Source organism: Eikenella glucosivorans, from assembly GCF_016025525.2.
Taxonomy (GTDB): domain Bacteria; phylum Pseudomonadota; class Gammaproteobacteria; order Burkholderiales; family Neisseriaceae; genus Eikenella; species Eikenella glucosivorans.
Map to the genome: position 1 here is coordinate 220,527 of NZ_JACSGR010000007.1, position 20,152 is coordinate 240,678.

Below are 20,152 nucleotides of genomic sequence, written 5' to 3' on the forward strand. Positions count from 1 at the left end.
GCCATTAAACACCTTTTTATGTGAGTTTGCTTTATTGATAGGTAAATTTTTGTATTTTTCTGAATTTGATTTATTTTCTATATTGCAACAAGCTGCGGCAACTTCGCCTATCCGCGTTTATTCTCCGCTATCCGCTGCTTCATGCGCTTCCTCCGCTGCTTCGCTTTCTGCCGGCAGTTTTGCTTCCCCGCCTTTTTTCGCTGCCGACAAATAGCCGGCCAGCAGCATGACCACGGCCACGCACAGCAAGCCGTAGATTAACGGCAGCGAGCCGTCCATCTTCATATACGGGGTTTCGCCGCGATAACCTTCAATGCTGCCTTCAAGCACGGTGCGGGTGTCGGCCGGGGCAAGTTTCACAATTCGGCCTTGCGGGTTGATGATGGCGGTGGCGCCGGTGTTGGTGGCGCGCACCATGTAGCGGCCGAGCTCCAGCGCACGGGTTTGCGATTGCTGCAAGTGCTGATACATGGCGGTGGAGCGGCCGTACCAGGCCATATTGCTCACATTAGCCAGCAGGCTGGCGCGTTTGGCGGAGGCAATCAGCTCGTCGCCGAAGCCGTCTTCGTAGCACACGTTGAAGGCAACACGCTGGTTGGCGAGCAAAAGCGGAGCTTGGGCGCTGCCGCCCTGGCTGAAGCCGGCCAGCGGCATATTCATCATGCGGTAGAGCGGCTCGGTGAGGGCGGGCAGGGGCTTGTATTCGCCGAAGGGGACGAGGTGGTTTTTAGCGTAGAACGGGATATCGTCGGGCCGGTCGGGATGGAAGTTGCTCAGGTTGATGACAGCATTCAGGTAGCCTGTGCCCTGCTGGTTGTATTGGGCGATGCCCATGGCTAGGGCGCTGCCGTTGCGCTGGGCTTCGTAGGCGAATTGGTCGAGGACGCCGGGGTGGTATTCCTGCAAATCCTGCCGCATGATGGGGAGGGAGGTTTCGGGCAGGATGGTGATGTCGGCCTGGCTGTTGGCCACCTGCTCGTAGTAGTTTTGCATAATGGTGCCCAGCTGTTCGGGCTCCCATTTCAGGCTTTGCGCCACGTTGCCCTGCGCCAGCGCCACGGTGGCGCTGCTGCCGTCTGGCTCGGTAAAACGCGCTTGACGCAGCTGCCAGCCGCTAGCCAGCACGCCAATCAGCAGCAACACGGGCAGCACACGCCACCGCCAGCCCTGATTATGCACGGCCAGCACCAGCCATGCGCCGCAACAGGCACACAACAGCGTGAGCAGGTGCAGCCCGCCTATCGGTGCATAGCCGGCCAGCGGGGAATAATCGGCCACCTGGCTGTAACCCAGCGCGCCCCAGCCAAAGCCGGTGATCGCCCGTTCGCGCGCAAACTCGGTGAGCGTCCACAGCACGGGCAGCAGCAGGCCGATGCGCCAGCCGCGCGGCAGGCGTGCTTTTTCCAGCAGCCAGAAACAGGCGGCGGGATAGAGCGCAAGATAAGCGGGGAGCAGCAGGGTGAGCGGCAGGGCGTAGAGATTAGGCAGGCCGGATACGTCGTGCAGCGCGGTGTGGATCCAATAAAACTGCGCCGTGTAGCCCGCCAACCCGAAGCAATAGGCGCTGGACACGCTGTTTTGCGGGCGCAGCTCGATCAGCCGGATGAGCGCGCCGAACAACAGCGGCATCAGCCAGAAATGGTAATACGGGGCAAAGGCCAGCGGCGTGCTCGCGGCCAACAGCAGCAGCACGGGCCAATACACATAACGCCGGCTAAAAAAAGCCTCAAGTTTTGCAACCCAATTCATGTTTTCAGGTAGCCTCATAAAGACGCGCTATTATAGTGGATTCAGGCAGCGGGAAGAGAGAAAAATCCGATCGGGGCGATTGTGCCGGCGGCACCGCGAATACAGTGCAGCGAGTTCTGCTGCCCGCTTAATCGAATTAAACTGTAAGCAGGCAAAGCAGCGTAGCCTGCCGAAAATCAATCTACTATTTTTCAGGTAGCCTCTACCGAGCTAAAGGCTACCTGAAAAATATTCGGGCAAAATAAGCCGCGTTTTCAAACAAAAAAACGCTCACAAGTTCGTCGGCACCTTGCGCCGCCGCCGCCGACAGAGTACCCTTCGCCCGCTTCCCCCATCCGCCGGCCACCGGCATTTTCAAACAGAACCAACCATGCCCCACCCCCACCGCCGCGCCGTATACGCCGGCAGCTTCGACCCGCCCACCAACGGCCACCTGTGGATGATCCGCCGCGCACAGGCCATGTTCGACGAACTCGTTGTTGCCATCGGCACCAATCCCGACAAACAGGCCACCTACACCCTGGAAGAACGCACCGCCATGCTGCGCGACATCACCGCCGAATTTCCCAATGTGCGCATCAGCCAGTTCCATAACCGCTTTCTGGTCGATTTTGCCGATAGTATCCGAGCCGATTTCGTGATACGCGGCATCCGCAGCGGATCCGACTACGAATACGAACGTGCCATGCGCTACATCAACGCCGATTTGCAGCCCGACATCACCACCGTGATCCTGATGCCGCCGCGCGAATTTGCCGAAGTGTCTTCCACCATGGTCAAAGGCATGGTCGGCCCGCAAAACTGGCAAAAAACCATCCGCCGCTACGTACCCGAAGCCGTGTACCGCAAAATCCTCGCCGATCACGGCTGCGAGCCGGAAGATAATTAAGCTTTCCCCACCGCTCAGGCTACCTGAAAAATCTTGCCGAAGCAGCCCCTGTTTTTTCAGGTAGCCCGAACAGCTAATCCGAAAAACAATAAAGCACGATCAACTCGTGCTTTATTCGTCTTTCGTTTGACTGCGCTAATGTTTCTTGTGTAAGCGCAGATAATCGAGCGTTTTCAGTTCGGCAATTGCCAGCGCCAGTGCCGCTTGGGCTTTGGCCAAGGCTTCATCGTCTTTGGCTTGAGCCACGCTGGCCTCGGCCGCTTTCCGCGCCTCTTCCGCCCGCGCCTGATCCAACTCGGCACTGCGCACGGCCACGTCGGCCAAAATCATGATCTTATCCGGCTGCACTTCCAAAATACCGCCAGAAATGGCCACCAGCACTTCGTCTTCCTGGTCCGGAACTTGCAGGCGTAACGTGCCAGGGCGTACCAAGCTCATAATCGGCTCGTGGCGCGGCAGGATACCGAGCTCGCCGTTCAGCGTCGGCACCACAGCAAACTTCACCTGGCCGGAATAAATATTCTGCTCGTTGCTGACCACATCAATCTGCATGACATCCATGCTGCGTTCCTCAGTTCAAGGTTTTGGCTTTTTCCACGGCCTCTTCGATACCGCCCACCATGTAGAACGCCTGTTCCGGCAGATGGTCATATTCGCCGCTCAAAATCGCCTTGAAGCCGGCCACGGTGTCGCGCAGCGGAACGTATTTGCCGGGCGAGCCGGTAAACACTTCGGCCACATGGAATGGCTGCGACAGGAAGCGCTGGATCTTACGGGCGCGCATTACGGTCATCTTGTCTTCGTCAGACAATTCGTCCATACCCAAAATGGCGATGATGTCGCGTAATTCTTTGTATTTCTGCAAAGTGGATTGCACGCCGCGAGCCACATCGTAATGTTCCTGACCCAGCACCATTGGGTCGAGCTGACGGGAAGTGGAATCCAACGGATCCACAGCGGGATAAATACCCAAAGAGGCAATATCGCGGCTCAATACCACGGTCGCATCCAAGTGGGCGAAGGTGGTGGCGGGAGACGGGTCGGTCAAGTCGTCCGCCGGCACATATACGGCTTGGATAGAGGTAATGGAACCGGTTTGAGTGGAGGTAATGCGCTCCTGCAAACGACCCATTTCTTCGGCCAGCGTCGGCTGGTAACCCACGGCAGACGGCATACGGCCGAGCAGTGCGGACACTTCTGTGCCAGCCAAGGTATAACGATAAATGTTGTCCACAAAGAACAATACGTCGCGGCCTTTGCCGGTTTCGTCTTTTTCATCGCGGAAGTATTCGGCCATCGACAGGCCAGTCAGGGCTACGCGCAAGCGGTTACCGGGCGGCTCGTTCATCTGGCCGTACACCATCGCCACTTTATCCAACACGTTGGAATCTTTCATTTCGTGATAGAAGTCGTTACCTTCACGGGTACGCTCGCCCACGCCAGCAAATACGGACAAACCACTGTGTGCTTTGGCGATGTTGTTAATCAACTCCATCATGTTCACGGTTTTGCCCACACCAGCACCGCCGAATAGACCCACTTTACCACCTTTGGCAAACGGACAAAGCAAGTCAATCACTTTGATGCCGGTTTCCAGCAGTTCGGTGGTGCTGGACAATTCGTCAAACTTAGGGGCAAATTGGTGAATGGCACGCGTCTGGTCGGAGCCGATCGGACCTTGTTCGTCTACGGGGTTGCCCAACACATCCATGATACGCCCCAAAGTGGCCTTGCCCACAGGCACAGTAATCGGCGCACCAGTATTGTTCACGGCCAATCCGCGTTTCAAACCATCGGTACTGCCCATCGCAATAGTACGGACAATGCCATCGCCGAGCTGCTGCTGCACTTCCAGCGTCAAATCGGTATCGACTAACTTCAATGCGTCATAAACGCGCGGAATAGCGGCACGAGGAAATTCCACGTCAACGACCGCACCAATGATTTGTACGATTTTGCCTTGATCCATTTATCTATATCCTAAAATTTCAAATCTACCTGTTGCATCAAACGGCGGCTGCACCGGCTACAATCTCTGATAGTTCCGTAGTAATTGCAGCCTGACGAGATTTGTTATAAATCAGGCGCAATTCTTTAATTGCATTACTTGCGTTATCCGTAGCAGCTTTCATCGCCACCATGCGCGCAGACTGTTCAGAAGCCATGTTTTCACACAAAGCCTGATAAACCACTGACTCCAAATATCGGCGCACTAAATATTCCAATACGGCAATCGGAGAAGGTTCGTAGATATATTCACGGCCATATTCTTCATCTTCCGATATTTCGTTTAGCACATTATGACCGATCGGCAGCAGCATCTCCACATTCGGCTCTTGGCGCATGGTATTGATAAATCTTGAATATACCAAGTGCACCACATCCAAACCGCCATCGGCATAGCGTTGGAACACTTCCGTAAGAGAACCCAGCAATACTTCCATCTTAGGAGTATCACCAAGATTGACCGCACTGGCTACCACATTAAGCCCAGCACGATTACAGGTAGCCAAACCTTTGCTGCCAAAGCAAACTACCTCCACTTCAACGCCCTGCTGCTGGTATTCTTGAACTTTCAACAGAAATTTTTTCAGTAGATTGGCATTCAACCCACCGCACAAGCCTTTATCGGTCGTAATCAGAATAAAACCGGCTCGCCGAATATTACTCTCCCGGCTTTCCAGTATTGGCAGCTGTTTATGCTCGGTTTCAACTTGTGCCAAGTGGCTCATCACTACCCGGACTTTTTCTGCATAAGGGCGTGCTAAACGCATCCTATCCTGCGTTTTCCGCATTTTGGAAGTCGATACCATCTGCATGGCTTTGGTAATCTTCTGTGTATTTTGTACACTGCGGATTTTCGTGAGAATCTCTTTCCCTACTGCCATTTCAGATTTTTCCTTTACACGCCTTAAGCCGTATAGCTGCGAGATGTTTTGAACGTATTAATTGCATCAGTCAAAACTTGCTCGTTTTCTTCACTCATCACACCGGTTTGGTTGATCTGATTTAATACATCCGCATGCTGAGTACGCACGTAACCCAAGAAATCAGATTCAAACGCCAATGCTTTGGATACAGGGATATCTTCGTATGAACCTTTGTTGATTGCCCACAAGGTTAAGGCCATTTCAGCAATACTCATGGTGCTGAATTGTTTTTGTTTCATCAATTCAGTTACCACTTCACCGTGCTGCAATTGCTTGCGGGTAGCCTCATCCAAATCAGAAGCAAACTGAGAGAATGCAGCCAATTCGCGATATTGGGCCAAAGCCAAACGAATACCACCACCCAATTTCTTGATGACCTTGGTTTGAGCCGAACCGCCTACGCGTGATACAGAAATACCGGCGTTAATCGCAGGACGGATACCGGAGTTGAACAAGTCGGTTTCTAAGAAAATCTGACCATCAGTAATAGAAATCACGTTGGTCGGCACAAATGCAGACACGTCACCTGCCTGGGTTTCGATAATCGGCAATGCCGTTAATGAACCTGTCTTACCTTTAACTTCGCCGTTAGTCAATTTTTCCACTTCGGCAGCATTGATACGAGCTGCGCGTTCCAACAAACGACTATGCAAATAGAACACGTCACCCGGATACGCTTCACGGCCTGGAGGACGACGGAGCAACAAAGAAATCTGACGATATGCCACAGCCTGCTTGGATAGATCGTCATACACAATCAGAGCATCTTCACCACGATCGCGGAAATATTCGCCCATCGTACAACCGGAATATGGAGCGATAAATTGCAATGCGGCAGCCTCGGAGGCCGTAGCAGCCACCACAATAGTGTACTCCATTGCGCCATGCTCTTCCAGTTTACGCACAACGTTGGCAATAGAAGAAGCTTTCTGTCCTACTGCCACATAAATACAAATAACACCAGTGCCTTTTTGATTGACAATCGCATCTAATGCAACTGCAGTCTTACCAGTTTGACGGTCACCAATGATCAACTCTCGTTGACCACGACCAATTGGAACCATAGAGTCCACAGACTTCAAACCAGTCTGCATAGGCTGATCCACAGACTGACGAGCAATCACCCCGGGAGCAATTTTTTCAATCGGCGCAGTTTCTTTTGCATCGATCGGTCCTTTGCCATCAATTGGCTGACCCAATGCATTTACCACACGACCAACCAATTCCCGGCCAACTGGCACTTCCAAAATACGACCGGTACATTTAACCTGATCGCCTTCCTTGATGTGCTCATATTCACCCAACACAATTGCGCCGACTGAATCGCGTTCCAAGTTCATGGCCAAGCCAAACGTATTGCCAGGAAATTCCAGCATCTCCCCCTGCATCACATCTGACAGCCCATGCACGCGCACAATACCGTCAGTTACAGAAATCACACCACCATACGTGTTTGCTTCCTGTTTTGTATTCAGGTTCTCAATTTTGGATTTCAACAACTCACTGATTTCAGCAGGATTAAGCTGCATGAAACTCTCCTAATTTACCATTGCCGCATATAGGTTTTTTAATTTACCCTGTACGGACAAATCTAAGACTTTATCTCCAACTTCGATCTTGATGCCACCGATTAGCTCAGGAACAATTTCCAGCGTAGCTTCTAGCTTACAACCAAATTTCTGCTGGCAATCACTCACTACCTTGGCAAACTGACCTTCGCTCATTGGGAAAGCGCTATAAACAACTGCCTTCTGAATATGATCCCTAGATAGCAGAAATTCTTGGTATTGGGCACAAATATCCGGCAAAACCATCAACCGCCCACCTTCTGCCAGCACATACAGGAAATTCTTAAACTCTGTATATTGCGGTGTATGAATGCTTTCCAGCAAACCAATCAGAGTATCTGCCTTAACCGAGGAAGCTACTCCCGCATCTTCAATAAACGTAGCAAGTTTAGGCTGACTGACAGCCCAAGACAGTTCCGTCAGCTTTTCTAACCACGCTTCAACATGCCCTTTCTCAGCAGCTAATTCAAATAATGCTTTTGCATACGGCCTAGCAATAGTGGCAAGTTCGGCCATGATCCTACAGCTCCTGCTTCAACATACCCAAAAGCTGGGCATGTTTATCGGCATTAATCTCACTGCATAGAATCTGTTCCGCACCTTTAACAGCCAGCGCAGCCACTTGCTCACGCAAAGCCTCACGAGCTCGATTGAATTCTTGCTCGACATCAGCCTTAGACTGAGCTGCAATGCGGGCAGCCTCAACAGAAGCTTGCTTTTTCGCCTCCTCTACAATTTGAGAAGCGCGTTTTTCCGCATTAGCGATAATCTCAGCTACCTGCCCACGCCCATCAGCCATGATTTCAGCAACCTTTTTTTCAGCCTGCTCGAAATCATGCTTACCTCGCTCGGCTGCAGCCAATCCTTCAGCAATCTTACTGGCACGCTCATCCAGCGCCTTTGCAATGGGTGGCCACACGAATTTCACCGTGAACCACACCAACAGGCAAAAGACGATTATCTGTATGATTAAAGCTGAATTAATATTCACTTTATTCAACCTTCACAGTTAGGGTTAAAACAAACGTCAAAAGTTTGTGTAATCTTAACCTGCAACTGCCGGAGCAAACGGATTCACGAACGCGAACAACAAGGCAACAGCCACACCAATCAGGAACGCCGCGTCAATCAAACCGGCAATCAGGAACAATTTGGTTTGCAACGGTTCAATCAATTCAGGCTGGCGGGAAGAAGCCTCCAGATATTTCGAACCCACAAACGCAATACTAGCAGCAGCAGCCACCGCGCCGAATGCAACAATCAGGCCGCAAGTGATGGCCAATACGCTATTCAAATCCATTTGAAACTCCTTACAAAGTGAAAGTTAAAAATACAACTACGAAAAACCATAAAACTAATGAGAACTGTGCGCCTGCCCGATATACACAAAAGCCAACGCAACGAAAATAAACGCCTGCAACACGATAACCAAGATATGGAACACCGCCCACACAAATCCGGCCAAGATATGGAAGAACGCTAATACCGGATCTACCCAAGTTACAGCTTCACCGGGCATTGCCCAAGCACCGCCCAACATGGCAATCAGGAGAAATACCAGCTCACCGGCATACATATTACCGAATAGTCGCATACCGTGAGAAATGGTTTTGGAAGAAAACTCAACCAAGTTTAAGATAAAGTTAAACGGCGCCAGCCAAATACCAAAAGGAGCAGCAAATAGTTCATGAATCCAGCCGCCCAATCCTTTAAGCTTGATATTGAACATAAAGCAGGTGAGTAACACACCGATAGACATCCCCAAAGTAATGTTCAAATCAGCAGTCGGCACCACGCGCAACAACGCATGATGATTACCTGTAATATGTTGCCAAATCCACGGCAGCAAATCCACCGGCAGCAAATCCATGGTATTCATCAGCACAATCCACACAAACAGCGCCAAACCAAGCGGAGCCACCGTTTTACGGGATTGCTCATTATGAATCATACCCTTGCACAAGTTATCAATAAACTCAAACAAGATCTCGATCGCAGCCTGAAAGCGCCCTGGCACACCAGGTGTTACCTTACGTGCAGCATACCACATCACCAGCGAACCAATGACAGCCAAAACGGTCGCAATAAAAAGGGAATCTAAATTGACAAACGAGAAGTCGGCAATATTTTGCAGACCCTGCCCCTTGCTCACATCCGACAAACTGGTCAAGCTTTGCAAATGGTGCTTGATGTAGTCGGCTGCGCTCATGCTTTCACTGGCCATACTTTCTAGCTTTCCAAAATATCAGTAACACCGCATGACTCACCGCAATCAACCCGAGGATAAACGGAACAAATACGATTCGTTGGCGATAAAAAACAAACACCAGCGTCATTAGAACGACCGCCAGTACTATTTTTAAACCTTCTCCAATCCAAAACGCGCCGTCCCGCCATTTGGGGAAACGCCGAAGAAACCTTAAAACCAGTACCGCCAGAACGGTCGGCAACAGATAACACAAACAACCCAACGCCGCCGATTCAGCCGCAGCAGCGCCGGAAAACACCCAAAAAACAGCAACCAACATCACCGTTACCGCCAACTGGAGCCAAATTGCTGCTGCCATATATCCGTCTTTATTCGCTAAACAATAGCGGCGCAAATATAAGCAAAAGCAGGCTTAATGTCAAGAAAAGTGTTAATCTTTGTCAAATAATTTCCACTTAAAACGCAGCCTACCCAATTATCCGCCAACAACACTCTTGCCGCCTCTTGGCTACCTGAAAATCAAGCTTAAACCAAATCTAAAACAACATATTATAATCAGTCAAACCTAGATTCCCGTAAGCCAAACTTGCCGGCTGCCGTTTCATTTATTCAGGCAAATCCACATTCAGCTGCCGCATCAGCCGGGCGAAGGTTTCCGGGCTGTCAAAATGCAACACCACCTTGCCGCGCTTGCCGTTGCCGGTTTGCACTTCCGCTCGCACGCCCAGCTTTTCCGTGAGCACTTCGTTCAGGTGCAGGATATCGGGGCTGACGGTTTTCGGCTTTTTCTCTTGCTGCGCCTGTTGCGCCAGCTGGCTGCGCCGCTCCACTTCGCGCACCGACCAGCCGTTTTTCACGGCCTTTTGCGCCAGCGCCAGCTGCTCCATCACCGGCAGCGGCAGCAGCGCGCGCGCGTGCCCCATTTCCAGCTGGCGCAGAAACAGCATTTCCTGCACCGGCTCGGGCAGAGCCAACAGGCGCAGGCTGTTCGACACCGCACTACGGCTGCGCCCCACGGCTTTGGCCACGGTTTCGTGCGTGAGGCCGAACTCGTCCACCAGCCGCCGCAAGCCCTGCGCCTCTTCAATCGGATTGAGGTTTTCGCGCTGGATGTTTTCAATCAAGCCCATGGCCAGCGCGGCTTCGTCGCCGATGCTTTTGATCACCACGGGGATTTCGGCCAAACCGGCCAGCTGGCTGGCGCGCCAGCGGCGTTCGCCGGCGATCAGCTCGTATTGCGAGAGGCCGTGTTCGCGCACAATCACAGGCTGGATCACACCCTGCGCCTTAATCGAATCGGCCAGCTCCTGCAGGCTGTCATCGTCCATCTGCGAGCGCGGCTGATAGCGGCCGGGCTTGATGTCGCGCACCAGCACGCTGGTGAGCCGGTCGCCGCTGCTGTCGCCGATGGCGCCGGCCAGCAGCGAATCCAAGCCCCGACCGCCGAGGCCGCTTTTGGGTTTTGCCATATTGTTGTTCCCTGGTTCATTTATTTTTCAGGTAGCCTCAGCAAGGAAGGCTACCTGAAAATCATTGGGCTACCTGAAAATGTTGCACTCAAATGCGGTTTCAGCCAGCCGGTATTTTCAGGTAGCCTTTACGGCTTGAAAGGCTGCCTGAAAGTGTGAACTTCAATGAAGTTAAAACGTGTAACGAGGGTTTCCGCGAAGCCAAAATGCAAGCCTACCGCGCTTAAACCCTGTTTGGCACGGCCGAAGCAGCGTTTCCATTGAAGCTGTATGCCGCATCCGAAACCGCGCCTATTCTAGCACAGCGCCGCGCCGGCCCACGCCGCTAAAAATCACCCCACAGCGCCTGCATCGCCGCCAGCGCCGCCAGCGCCGCCGTTTCCGTGCGCAACACGCGCGCGCCCAGCCGCACCGGCTGGAAACCGTGCGAACGCGCCAGCGCTTCCTCCTTCGCCGTCAAACCGCCTTCCGGCCCAATCAGCAGCACTGCATTTTGCACTTTCGGCAGGCTGCGCAGCGGCACACCATCGTGCGGGCTCAGCAGCAAGCGCGCGCCCGCTTCCGCCGGCAAAGCAGCCAGCGCCTGTGCCAAATCGGCAATCGGCGCCACTTGCGGCACTTGGTTGCGCCCGCATTGTTCGCAGGCCGAGATAGCGATATCCTGCCAGCGCCGCACCTTCTTCTCCGCCCGCTCACCTTGCAGCCGCACGTTCGAGCGCGCGGCAACCACCGGTACAATCCGCCCCACGCCCAACTCCGTGCTCTTCTGCACGGCAAAATCCATTTTTTCCGAAGCCGACACCGCCTGCAGCAATGTAACCGCGAGCGGCGATTCACGCGATTCCGTGAGCAGCTTGTCCACCCGCGCCAGCGCCTGCCTGCGCCCAATTTCCAGCAACACTGCCTGCGCCGCGCCGCCACGCCCGTCGAACAACACCAAGGGCGCGCCCGCCTGCAACCGCAGCACCTGGATATGCCGGCAGACATTTTCAGGTAGCCTCAGCACCCCGCCCTCGGCAAAAGTTTGCGCAACATAAAAACGCGGCATTTGTTGTTTACCCCGAAAAATGGTTAATATCCCGTTTCTATTTCTATCAGAAAACCCATTGGGAAGGAAAGATTTTGCTAACCCGTTTGACGGAACTGGTGCGCGAAGTGGCGCAAACCGCTGTGATGCCGCGCTTTCTCAACGCCGCCGTCAGCACCAAAAGCGACGGCAGCCGCCTCACCGAGGCCGACCTGCACGCCCAAGCCCTGTTTGCCGAATGCCTGCCGCAGCTCATCGCCTGCCCGATGCTGGGCGAAGAAATGGGCGCCGACGAACAGCTCGCCATGTGGCGGCGGCATGCCCAAAGCGGGCTGTGGGTGGTCGACCCCATCGACGGCACCAACAACTTCATCAACGGCCTGCCGCACTTCGCCCTCTCCGTGGCCTATGTCCGGCACGGCCGCAGCCGGCTGGGCGCGGTGTTCCACCCCATGATGCGGGAAATGTTTGCCGCCGAACACGGGCGCGGCGCCAGCCTCAACGGCCGGGCCCTGCCGCTGCACCACACGCCCAAACGGCTAAACGAAGCCATCGCCGGCGTGGAAGTGAAATACCTGCGCTCCGGCAAACTCGCCAGCCGCATGCAAACCCTCCACCCCTTCGGCTCCCAGCGCAGCATGGGCTCCAGCACGCTCGACTGGTGCTACCTCGCCGCCGGCCGCTACGACCTCTATCTGCACGGCGGACAAAAACTGTGGGACTACGCCGCCGGCGCCCTGATCTACGAAGAAGCCGGCGGCCGACTCGCCACGCTCGAAGGCGACGGTTTCTGGAGCGGCGAGCACGTGTTCAAACGCTCCGTGATCGCCGGCTTGCAGCCCGACCTGTTCGAGCGCTGGCTAGCTTGGATCCGCGCCAACCAATAGGAAAAGGCTACCTGAAAACGGTGTCTTGCAAAACAAGGCTGGGTTTTCAGGTAGCCTTTATCCCTTATTTATTGCCCGGCGGCACCGTATTCATCATCTCCTGCCAGCGCATCATCAGCTGCTCCATCTGCGCCGTATCCACCACGCCCAACGTCACAAACAGCGTCCACAACAGCCCCGCCACCACAAACAGCACGCAAAAACTCAGCGCATAACCCAACAACACCTGCCACACCCGCGCCCCGCACAGACGCGCAAAGCCGATTATCGTGGCCACCGTGCCCCACATCGACCACATATCGCCCAACAGCGCCAAGCGCGGCACATACACCAGCAGCAGCAACGGCACCACCAACACTTCCGACACCAGCACATAGCCCCACAGCCACACCCGCCGGCCCGACACCGCGCCCATCAGCTTATCCATCACCGTGCTGAACACCGGCCACTTCACCAGCTGCAGGCAAAACATCAGCGCCATGATGCCGTGCTGCCCGCTCAACAGCGGCGCCATCATCGCCGTGTTCACCGCCGCCGCCACCAGCAGCGCGCCCAACATATCGTGCAGCGGATACACATATTCATCGGCGGGGCGGAATTGCAGCCGCATCAGGTTGGCGGCATCGGAAATCAGTCGGTACATGGCAAAGCGCTTCGGCGGAACAAAAGGCCGCATTATAGCCAAAGCCCCGTTTTCTTCCTACGGCGCGGGCGGCCGGAGGCTACCTGAAATTTTTCATCCGCCCGAAACTCCACATGCCGGATAAACCAAACATATTGCGCTTCCCGAATTTCGCAAACAGCCCGCCAACCCTGATAACAATCCGCGGCAACTTTTCAGGTAGCCTGAAAGAGGCTACCTGAAAACCAAACATTCCCCCCGCCCGGCCCTTGCGGTAAACTGGCGCCCGTTTTATCCACAGGTATGCAAAAGAATGAACCTTCTCGGAGCCCTGGCCAGAATCGGCAGCATGACCATGCTCTCACGCGTGCTCGGCTTTGTGCGCGACGCGGTATTGGCGCGGATTTTCGGCGCGGGCATCGCCATGGACGCCTTCGTGGTGGCCTTCCGCCTGCCCAACCTGCTGCGCCGCATTTTTGCCGAAGGCGCATTTTCGCAGGCTTTCGTGCCGATTTTGGCGGAATTCAAGCAAAAAAAATCGCCGGAAGAAACGCAGCAATTTGTGCAGCATGTGGCCGGGATGCTGATGTTTGCATTGCTCATCGTAACCGCCATCGGCGTGCTGGCGGCGCCGGCGGTGATTTGGGCCACGGCCAGCGGCTGGGGCGGCAAGCCGGAGAAATTTGCGCTGGCTTCGCAGCTTTTGCGGATTATTTTCCCGTATATCCTGCTGATTTCGCTTTCCTCCCTGGTGGGCAGCATTTTAAACACTTATGGCCGCTTTTCCGTGCCGGCCTTCACGCCGGTGCTGTTGAATGTGTCGCTGATCGGCTTTGCACTCTTGGGGGCGCGGTATTTCGAGCAGCCGGTGATGGCGCTGGGCTGGGGCGTGTTTTGCGGCGGGGTGCTGCAGTTGGTGTTCCAGCTGCCGTGGCTGTTTAGGCTGGGCTTTTTGAAAATGCCGAAGCTGCATTTCGGCGACCCGGCGGTAAACCGCGTGATCAGGCAGATGGCGCCGGCGATTTTGGGCACTTCTGTGGCGCAGGTGTCCTTGGTGATCAACACCAATATCGCGTCCTACCTGCAAAGCGGCAGCGTGTCGTGGATGTATTTTGCCGACCGGCTGATGGAGCTGCCCACGGGTGTGTTGGGCGTGGCGCTGGGCACGATCCTGCTGCCCGGCCTCTCCAAACACGCGGCCACGGGCGACCGGCGCGAATTTTCGGCGCTGTTGGATTGGGGCCTGCGCCTGTGCCTGCTGCTCACGGCGCCGGCGGCGGTGGGCATGGCGGTGCTGGCCTTCCCGCTGGTGGCCACGCTGTTTATGTACAATAAAATCGGCGTAAACGATGCGCTGATGACGCAGCAGGCGCTGATTGCCTATTCGGTGGGGCTCTTGGGGTTGATTCTGATTAAGGTGCTGGCGCCGGGCTTTTATGCGCAGAAAAACATCAAAACGCCGGTGAAAGTGGCGATTGTTACATTGGTGTGCACGCAGCTGATGAATTTGATGTTTGTGTGGAAGCTGCACCATGCGGGGCTGGCGCTCTCCATCAGCCTGGGGGCGTGCATCAATGCGGCGTTTCTTTATATGCTGCTGCGGGTGAAGGAGATGTATCAGCCCAAGGCGGGCTGGCGCGCGTTTCTGCTGAAGCTGGCGGTGGCGCTGGCGGTGATGGCCGGCGGGCTGCTGGCGGCGCAGCATTATGCGACGCTGGAATGGGTGCAGGTGGGCGGGCTGCGGCGCACGGTGCAGCTGTTTGCGCTGATCGGCTTTGGCATGGTGCTGTATTTTGCCACGCTGGGGCTGCTGGGCTTCCGGCCGCGCCATTTCAAGCGGCGGGAGGCGTAGCATGATTTTGGTTTTGCGGGAACAATGCCTCGCTGCGCCGATACATCGTTTTGATGCAATCCGCTTCACTTATTTTCAGGTAGCCTTCCCCGCCGCTTGAGGCTACCTGAAAATAACAGCATCACCGCTTCCGCCACACAAAACAATCCGCCGGCAAGCTCGTGTCGCTTGCCGGCGGATTTGATCGCTTGAAACGCTTAATCGTCTTCATCCTCTGCCAAGTCGGGATGCTCAGCCTGGTTGCGGCCCATCAGCCACAGCACGCCGCCCACCACGATGAGCGCAATCTTGATGCCCCAGGCCACGCCATCGCCCCAGTTGTAAATCCAAAACAAGGCTTTCGGCACATAGTTGAAAAGGTCCAGAAAAATCGCCAAAACGCCCAACACCGCCAAGGTGCTGCCAAAGTTTTGCATAGTCGTCTCTTTTTTATTGGTTAAGAAGGGAGCCGGATTTTACACAAAACATGCATTTTTTCAAGCACGCCGCGAAAATGATATGATAGCGCCCTCGCAATCCCAACCCGCAAAGGAAACCCCATGCCCCTGCTCGACAGCTTCACCGTAGACCACACCAAAATGCACGCCCCCGCCGTGCGCGTGGCCAAAAACATGCGCACCCCAAAAGGCGACGACATCACCGTGTTCGACCTGCGCTTCTGCGTGCCCAACCAAGAAATCCTGCCCGAAAAAGGCATCCACACCCTCGAACACCTGTTTGCCGGCTTCATGCGCGATCATCTCAACGGCGCAAACGTGGAAATCATCGACATCTCCCCCATGGGCTGCCGCACCGGCTTCTACATGAGCGTAATCGGCACCCCCAGCGAAGAAGCCGTGGCCGCCGCCTGGCAGGCCGCCATGCAAGACATCCTCCAAGTGCAAAACCAAAGCCAAATCCCCGAGCTGAACGAATACCAATGCGGCACCTACCGCATGCACTCCCTGCAAGAAGCCCAAGACATCGCCCGCCACATCCTCTCCCGCAAAATCGGCATCAACAAAAACGCCGAGCTTGCCCTGAGCGAAGACATCCTCGGCAAACTGTAAACACCGCGTGCATTAAAGAGGCTACCTGAAAACCATTTTTCAGGTAGCCTCCATCGCCCTAGCCAGACAACCAAAACATTTGAAACAAAGCATCATGCAAACCTTCTCCCTCAACGGCCACGAACACATCGCCCTGTGCGACCTGCTCAAACTCAGCGGCCTCGCCAGCAGCGGCGGCCAGGCCAAAGCCTGGATCGCCGAAGGCCGCATCCGCCGCAACGGCACGCCCGAAACCCGCAAAACCGCCAAAATCCGCGCCGGCGAAATCATCGAGCTGGACGATGGCAGCACGATTGAAGTGCAGGAATAAAACCGCCGGATACCGCAGCAAATAAAAAGATAGCTTATTGCGTGTCAATAATCCTTTACGTTTCTTTACCGTATAGCCAAGCTGCCCCACATTGACAAATCAACGTGGGCAGCTTGGTTTTTTATGGTTCTATTGTGTGCTATTCCTTGCCTGATACCGCTCCGGCTCGAAGTCCTGCCCAGTCTTTATCAGATGGAAGGCAATCACAGCCAATTTTCGCATCAAAGCCACAATGATGACTTTCGGCGGTTTCTTTTTCTCTTTAAGCCGTTCAATAAATGCCGGAAAGGCTTTGTCCCGATAGGCGACCATGGCGGGCATAAACAGGGCGGCGCGCAAATCGTTTTGGCCGAACTTGGATATCCGGCTAGGCTTATTCAGGCTGCTGCCAGATTGCCGATGCCTGGGATCTAGGCCTAGATAGGCCACCAGTTCGGAAGCTTTGTTAAAGCGGCCATGTTGCAGCAAGGTAAACAGGACGGCCGCGGAAGTGAGGCCGATGCCCGGAATGGTTTGCAGCCGTTTGATTTTGTCCGCATGCTCTTCATCCTGTTTCAATAGCTGTTTGATTTGCTGGTTTACCATTTTAATCTGCTCGTTCAAATGGCTGATGCTTTGATTCAGGTAGCCTTGTAGGTAGTCCGGTGCGGTTTGCCGTTTGGTTTCCTCTCCCGCCCGCTGCCGTTTCAGGCGTATCAGGTAGCGGTTCAAATCGCGCAACTGCTGCTGTGCTTCGGTCAATGGCTTCCATGGCTCCGGTTGTACCATTTGGCTGTATTGCGCTATCAGCTTGGCATCCTGTTTGTCGGTTTTGGAGCGTTTGAATACTGCCATCCCGAACGATTTTATCCAGTAGGGATTAACTACCGAAACCGTATAAAGGCGGCTGAAATAGTCTGCCGCCTGTTCGTAGTAAATGCCGGTGTATTCCATGCAGATATGCAGGTTGTTTTCCGCATCGTGCGCCTGTAGCCATTTGCGCAATCTGGCATAGCCTACCTGATGGTTGTCAATGATGATTTCCGCCGTTTTACCGTCGTCCAGCAGCAGGCAGCAATCCAATTTGTGCTTCGATACGTCTATTCCGAGGTGCATAAATTTAACCTTATCAATGCGGATTCGGCTGTGCCGTTCCAAGATAGCTTCCAAATTCAGGTAAAAAAAGAATCCGTGTCCCCATCTTTTTACCGACTTCAAGAGTCAGGCTACACCTTTCGGGCTCACGGATTCTGTGATTCGGTCATGACTCCGAATCATTTAAAAAAAGTACGCAATAACGATGCCAATTGTCTGACTATCAAAGAAACGGTGCTGGAAACGAAACGGCGTAGGACGAAGTTTTTCCAGTAATGGCGCGGCATATTTATTCCTTCCCTTACTCTATTGTGCCGACAGTGGCGCATCATGGGCATAGGCCAGATTGGTTTTGCTTTGGCCGTCTAAGGACAGGACGGAAGGGCTGCCGCCGTCTGCCGCTGTAGGTTGCTGCGGGGCGGCGGTTTCCTGCCGGGCTTCTTTGTAGGGATTGAAGGGCAGGCCTTCCGATGCGTATTGCCTGCACAGGGCTTCCGGCACTTCCCGAACCTTGGTTGCCTGGTCGGTATAACAGGCACAGCCGCTTTCCCCGCCGTCGATGCAGGCGGCCACCCGCTCGAACTGCCTAACCTGCCGCACGCCGTTATACAGCGGTTTGGATTCGGGGCGTTCGGCCAGGGTGGGCACGAACATTTCCGGGGTCAGGTTGCCATTTTCCCCCTGCATGGATGAAGTGGCCACTTGAGTAGCCTGCCGAATATCTGAAACGGGATTGCCGCTAGGTTCGGATTCCGTTTGTGCCTGCTGCTGACTGGTTTGGGCGTTGCCTTTGGCTTTAAAGCCCTGATAGGTTCTCCAGCCCATATAGCCAACAATCGACAGCATAAACAACACTACAAGCGGCCCGAATACCAAGACATACCACCACCGCGAACGGACTTTCTTGTTATGGCTGTGGACTTCGGCAGATTTGTAGTAATCAAAAACTTCCTTATTTATTTTATGCACGCTGGAAACGGCGCGCTTGGCTTCACTGGTCGTATTCGTTACCGCCTCATTCCACTCCAGACGGGTCAGGCCGCCCATTTGGTTGGCAGTAATATGGATATGCTTATTCACGACCTCTTTCAGGTTCAAATCGATGATTTTCGGGGACTGTGTAATAAAAATCATGTCTATGCCGTAATGGCCATGAACGTTGAGAAAGGATACGTTGGGCGGCATTTTGCCGTTGCCGTAGCGTTTGGGGTATAAGTCTTGCACTTCGTCAAAGACCACCAGCGAGCCGATGTTTTCTTCCCACTTGAGCCATTCATACATATCTTCCCAGCTGTGCCCTTCCGGCGGCTGATGGTGCGGCAGCTTCAGGCCATTGATGTTGGAGAACAGCTTGCGGCCTTTGTAGTCTTCCTCATGCATAATCATATCGACGACAAAGGCGGTTTTGCCGATGCGGGGTTTGCCGGTTACGAGAACGATTTGCGCCATGGCTTATTTCCTCCCTAGGCGGCTGGCGAGTTTGGTCATGGATTTGAAGGTAACGATAAAAGTCAGCATGCCGAACATGATGTTCATCACGACCCCACCGCCGGAGATATAGAACATTTGCAGCAGCCCGACAGGGGCACCGGAATTAAGCAGCAAACCTGTAATTTCCTGCTTGAAACGGCCAATAATCAAATCAAAACCGACATAGGTAACGGCGGTTAAAGCTAGTGCCGAGAATATACGGGCAACGACGTTAATCAATAAGGGGGCTAGGGCAGCAAGGAATTTCATGTTCTATCCTTTCACTATTTTTGCTTTCATAGCGTTTCAGGTAGCCTGCTCCGGTACTGTTGCCGAACCCTTGCGGGGGACTAGTCCCCCTGCACCCCCTAGTCTCACTTGCGACGCCGCGTGGGGCAGGGGACGGGCTTCGCCCTTACACCCTCCCCCACGGGCTAGAGTGTGGGGCAGGGGTGCCCTGTAAAGGGGGTATTCGTAAAGACCTGCGGCCTTTACAAAGCTTCCCCCTTGACAGGGCGGAGACATAACGGGCAATGACGGTGAGGGCTGGCCTATTCGTCTGTAAATAGGCTGCTGTTGCTACACTTCCTGACGCACCACACGGGCGACGAAGAAGGCAGCCACTAGCCAAGCACCGGCGATAATAAACGGCCTAATTTTGCGAGCGGCGGCGCAGGCAGGTTCGAGGCTGATGCTGAAGCGGCTGCCGAAGGCTTCGAACTCTTCACCCTTGGGGCAGGCGGCATCGGTACTGAAGACGTTTTCGGGTTTGAAATCGAGATTGACGGTTTCTTTGGGAATGCTTAAGTCGGCATCTTCGGGTTCAGGCTGTTGGTCACAAGCCAGAATATCAGGGTGTTCTTTGCACAGGTCGAAGGGCGGCGGGGTTTCTGTGCCGGGTTTGTCGCCGCTGCCGGTATTGCCGGCAGGCGGGTTTTTTGGTGCGGGGGCTTCGGGGGAGTTAGGTTTAAGGTCGGGGCGGTTAATGATGGTTTCTTGTACACAGACGCCGTTCGGGCAGTTATAAAATTTCCAGCGTGCCTGTTT

General features: G+C 54.3%; 23 protein-coding genes. 5 read left to right on the forward strand and 18 right to left on the reverse strand.

Annotation, left to right across the window (positions count from 1 at the left end):
- Positions 1 to 117 precede the first annotated feature (117 nt).
- Positions 118 to 1,749 (reverse strand): apolipoprotein N-acyltransferase, encoded by a 1,632-nt coding sequence (gene lnt, locus H9Q10_RS10420; protein ID WP_197903906.1) that lies wholly within the window; start codon positions 1,747 to 1,749, stop codon positions 118 to 120.
- A gap of 370 nt (positions 1,750 to 2,119) precedes the next feature.
- Here lnt and coaD point away from each other — a divergent pair, with 370 nt between their 5' ends.
- Entirely contained in the window at positions 2,120 to 2,638 is a 519-nt protein-coding gene (gene coaD / locus H9Q10_RS10425) for a pantetheine-phosphate adenylyltransferase (protein WP_197903907.1), read from the forward strand.
- A gap of 135 nt (positions 2,639 to 2,773) precedes the next feature.
- Here coaD and H9Q10_RS10430 read toward each other — a convergent pair whose 3' ends face one another.
- The 11 genes from H9Q10_RS10430 to H9Q10_RS10480 form a co-directional block, all read right to left on the reverse strand.
- Positions 2,774 to 3,199, reverse strand: a complete 426-nt coding sequence (locus H9Q10_RS10430) for a F0F1 ATP synthase subunit epsilon (RefSeq protein ID WP_197903908.1) — start codon at positions 3,197 to 3,199, stop codon at positions 2,774 to 2,776.
- 10 nt (positions 3,200 to 3,209) lie between these two features.
- Positions 3,210 to 4,607, reverse strand: coding sequence for a F0F1 ATP synthase subunit beta (gene atpD, locus H9Q10_RS10435; protein ID WP_197903909.1), 1,398 nt, complete (start codon positions 4,605 to 4,607; stop codon positions 3,210 to 3,212).
- A 37-nt stretch (positions 4,608 to 4,644) separates the two neighbouring features.
- A complete protein-coding gene (atpG, locus tag H9Q10_RS10440; protein ID WP_197903910.1) occupies positions 4,645 to 5,526 on the reverse strand; it encodes a F0F1 ATP synthase subunit gamma in 882 nt (293 codons plus the stop codon).
- A gap of 23 nt (positions 5,527 to 5,549) precedes the next feature.
- Positions 5,550 to 7,097, reverse strand: coding sequence for a F0F1 ATP synthase subunit alpha (gene atpA, locus H9Q10_RS10445; RefSeq protein WP_197903911.1), 1,548 nt, complete (start codon positions 7,095 to 7,097; stop codon positions 5,550 to 5,552).
- A 9-nt stretch (positions 7,098 to 7,106) separates the two neighbouring features.
- Entirely contained in the window at positions 7,107 to 7,652 is a 546-nt protein-coding gene (locus H9Q10_RS10450) for a F0F1 ATP synthase subunit delta (RefSeq protein WP_197903912.1), read from the reverse strand.
- A gap of 4 nt (positions 7,653 to 7,656) precedes the next feature.
- Positions 7,657 to 8,127 carry a F0F1 ATP synthase subunit B gene (locus H9Q10_RS10455; RefSeq protein WP_197903913.1) on the reverse strand — a complete coding sequence of 157 codons (471 nt, stop codon included), beginning with the start codon at positions 8,125 to 8,127 and terminating at the stop codon, positions 7,657 to 7,659.
- A gap of 54 nt (positions 8,128 to 8,181) precedes the next feature.
- Positions 8,182 to 8,436 (reverse strand): F0F1 ATP synthase subunit C, encoded by a 255-nt coding sequence (atpE, locus tag H9Q10_RS10460; RefSeq protein WP_067593149.1) that lies wholly within the window; start codon positions 8,434 to 8,436, stop codon positions 8,182 to 8,184.
- A gap of 54 nt (positions 8,437 to 8,490) precedes the next feature.
- On the reverse strand, positions 8,491 to 9,360 hold the full coding sequence (gene atpB / locus H9Q10_RS10465) for a F0F1 ATP synthase subunit A (protein WP_197903914.1): 870 nt from the start codon (positions 9,358 to 9,360) through the stop codon (positions 8,491 to 8,493).
- Positions 9,350 to 9,703, reverse strand: coding sequence for an ATP synthase subunit I (locus tag H9Q10_RS10470; protein ID WP_197903915.1), 354 nt, complete (start codon positions 9,701 to 9,703; stop codon positions 9,350 to 9,352). Before H9Q10_RS10470 ends, atpB begins: the two co-directional genes overlap by 11 nt.
- 247 nt (positions 9,704 to 9,950) lie before the next feature.
- Positions 9,951 to 10,814 carry a ParB/RepB/Spo0J family partition protein gene (locus H9Q10_RS10475; protein WP_197903916.1) on the reverse strand — a complete coding sequence of 288 codons (864 nt, stop codon included), beginning with the start codon at positions 10,812 to 10,814 and terminating at the stop codon, positions 9,951 to 9,953.
- 325 nt (positions 10,815 to 11,139) lie between these two features.
- Positions 11,140 to 11,862 carry a 16S rRNA (uracil(1498)-N(3))-methyltransferase gene (locus H9Q10_RS10480; RefSeq protein WP_197903917.1) on the reverse strand — a complete coding sequence of 241 codons (723 nt, stop codon included), beginning with the start codon at positions 11,860 to 11,862 and terminating at the stop codon, positions 11,140 to 11,142.
- Positions 11,863 to 11,936: 74 nt separating this feature from the next.
- On the opposite strand from H9Q10_RS10480, the gene H9Q10_RS10485 reads away from it, so the two are divergent.
- Positions 11,937 to 12,728 (forward strand): inositol monophosphatase family protein, encoded by a 792-nt coding sequence (locus tag H9Q10_RS10485; protein WP_197903918.1) that lies wholly within the window; start codon positions 11,937 to 11,939, stop codon positions 12,726 to 12,728.
- 64 nt (positions 12,729 to 12,792) lie between these two features.
- Here H9Q10_RS10485 and H9Q10_RS12260 read toward each other — a convergent pair whose 3' ends face one another.
- On the reverse strand, positions 12,793 to 13,371 hold the full coding sequence (locus tag H9Q10_RS12260) for a hypothetical protein (RefSeq protein WP_197903919.1): 579 nt from the start codon (positions 13,369 to 13,371) through the stop codon (positions 12,793 to 12,795).
- A 292-nt stretch (positions 13,372 to 13,663) separates the two neighbouring features.
- Here H9Q10_RS12260 and murJ point away from each other — a divergent pair, with 292 nt between their 5' ends.
- Positions 13,664 to 15,202 (forward strand): murein biosynthesis integral membrane protein MurJ, encoded by a 1,539-nt coding sequence (gene murJ, locus H9Q10_RS10495; RefSeq protein ID WP_197903920.1) that lies wholly within the window; start codon positions 13,664 to 13,666, stop codon positions 15,200 to 15,202.
- Between the two features lie 197 nt (positions 15,203 to 15,399).
- Here the strand turns inward: murJ and H9Q10_RS10500 are convergent, their stop codons facing one another.
- Positions 15,400 to 15,618, reverse strand: coding sequence for a hypothetical protein (locus H9Q10_RS10500; protein ID WP_197903921.1), 219 nt, complete (start codon positions 15,616 to 15,618; stop codon positions 15,400 to 15,402).
- A 123-nt stretch (positions 15,619 to 15,741) separates the two neighbouring features.
- On the opposite strand from H9Q10_RS10500, the gene luxS reads away from it, so the two are divergent.
- Together luxS and H9Q10_RS10510 are read left to right on the forward strand one after the other, a co-directional pair.
- Positions 15,742 to 16,251 (forward strand): S-ribosylhomocysteine lyase, encoded by a 510-nt coding sequence (gene luxS, locus H9Q10_RS10505; RefSeq protein WP_197903922.1) that lies wholly within the window; start codon positions 15,742 to 15,744, stop codon positions 16,249 to 16,251.
- A gap of 91 nt (positions 16,252 to 16,342) precedes the next feature.
- Entirely contained in the window at positions 16,343 to 16,561 is a 219-nt protein-coding gene (locus H9Q10_RS10510; protein WP_420841861.1) for an RNA-binding S4 domain-containing protein, read from the forward strand.
- A 129-nt stretch (positions 16,562 to 16,690) separates the two neighbouring features.
- Here H9Q10_RS10510 and H9Q10_RS10515 read toward each other — a convergent pair whose 3' ends face one another.
- From H9Q10_RS10515 to H9Q10_RS10530, 4 genes are all read right to left on the reverse strand, one after another.
- Entirely contained in the window at positions 16,691 to 17,656 is a 966-nt protein-coding gene (locus tag H9Q10_RS10515) for an IS110 family RNA-guided transposase (protein WP_197903924.1), read from the reverse strand.
- A 285-nt stretch (positions 17,657 to 17,941) separates the two neighbouring features.
- Positions 17,942 to 19,084, reverse strand: coding sequence for a zonular occludens toxin domain-containing protein (locus tag H9Q10_RS10520; protein ID WP_197903925.1), 1,143 nt, complete (start codon positions 19,082 to 19,084; stop codon positions 17,942 to 17,944).
- A 3-nt stretch (positions 19,085 to 19,087) separates the two neighbouring features.
- Positions 19,088 to 19,375: a DUF2523 family protein gene (locus H9Q10_RS10525; RefSeq protein WP_197903926.1), complete on the reverse strand. Its 288-nt coding sequence runs from the start codon at positions 19,373 to 19,375 to the stop codon at positions 19,088 to 19,090.
- A gap of 309 nt (positions 19,376 to 19,684) precedes the next feature.
- Positions 19,685 to 20,152: IgG-binding virulence factor TspB family protein (locus H9Q10_RS10530; protein WP_274381501.1), on the reverse strand; the 468-nt coding region annotated here is incomplete at its 5' end.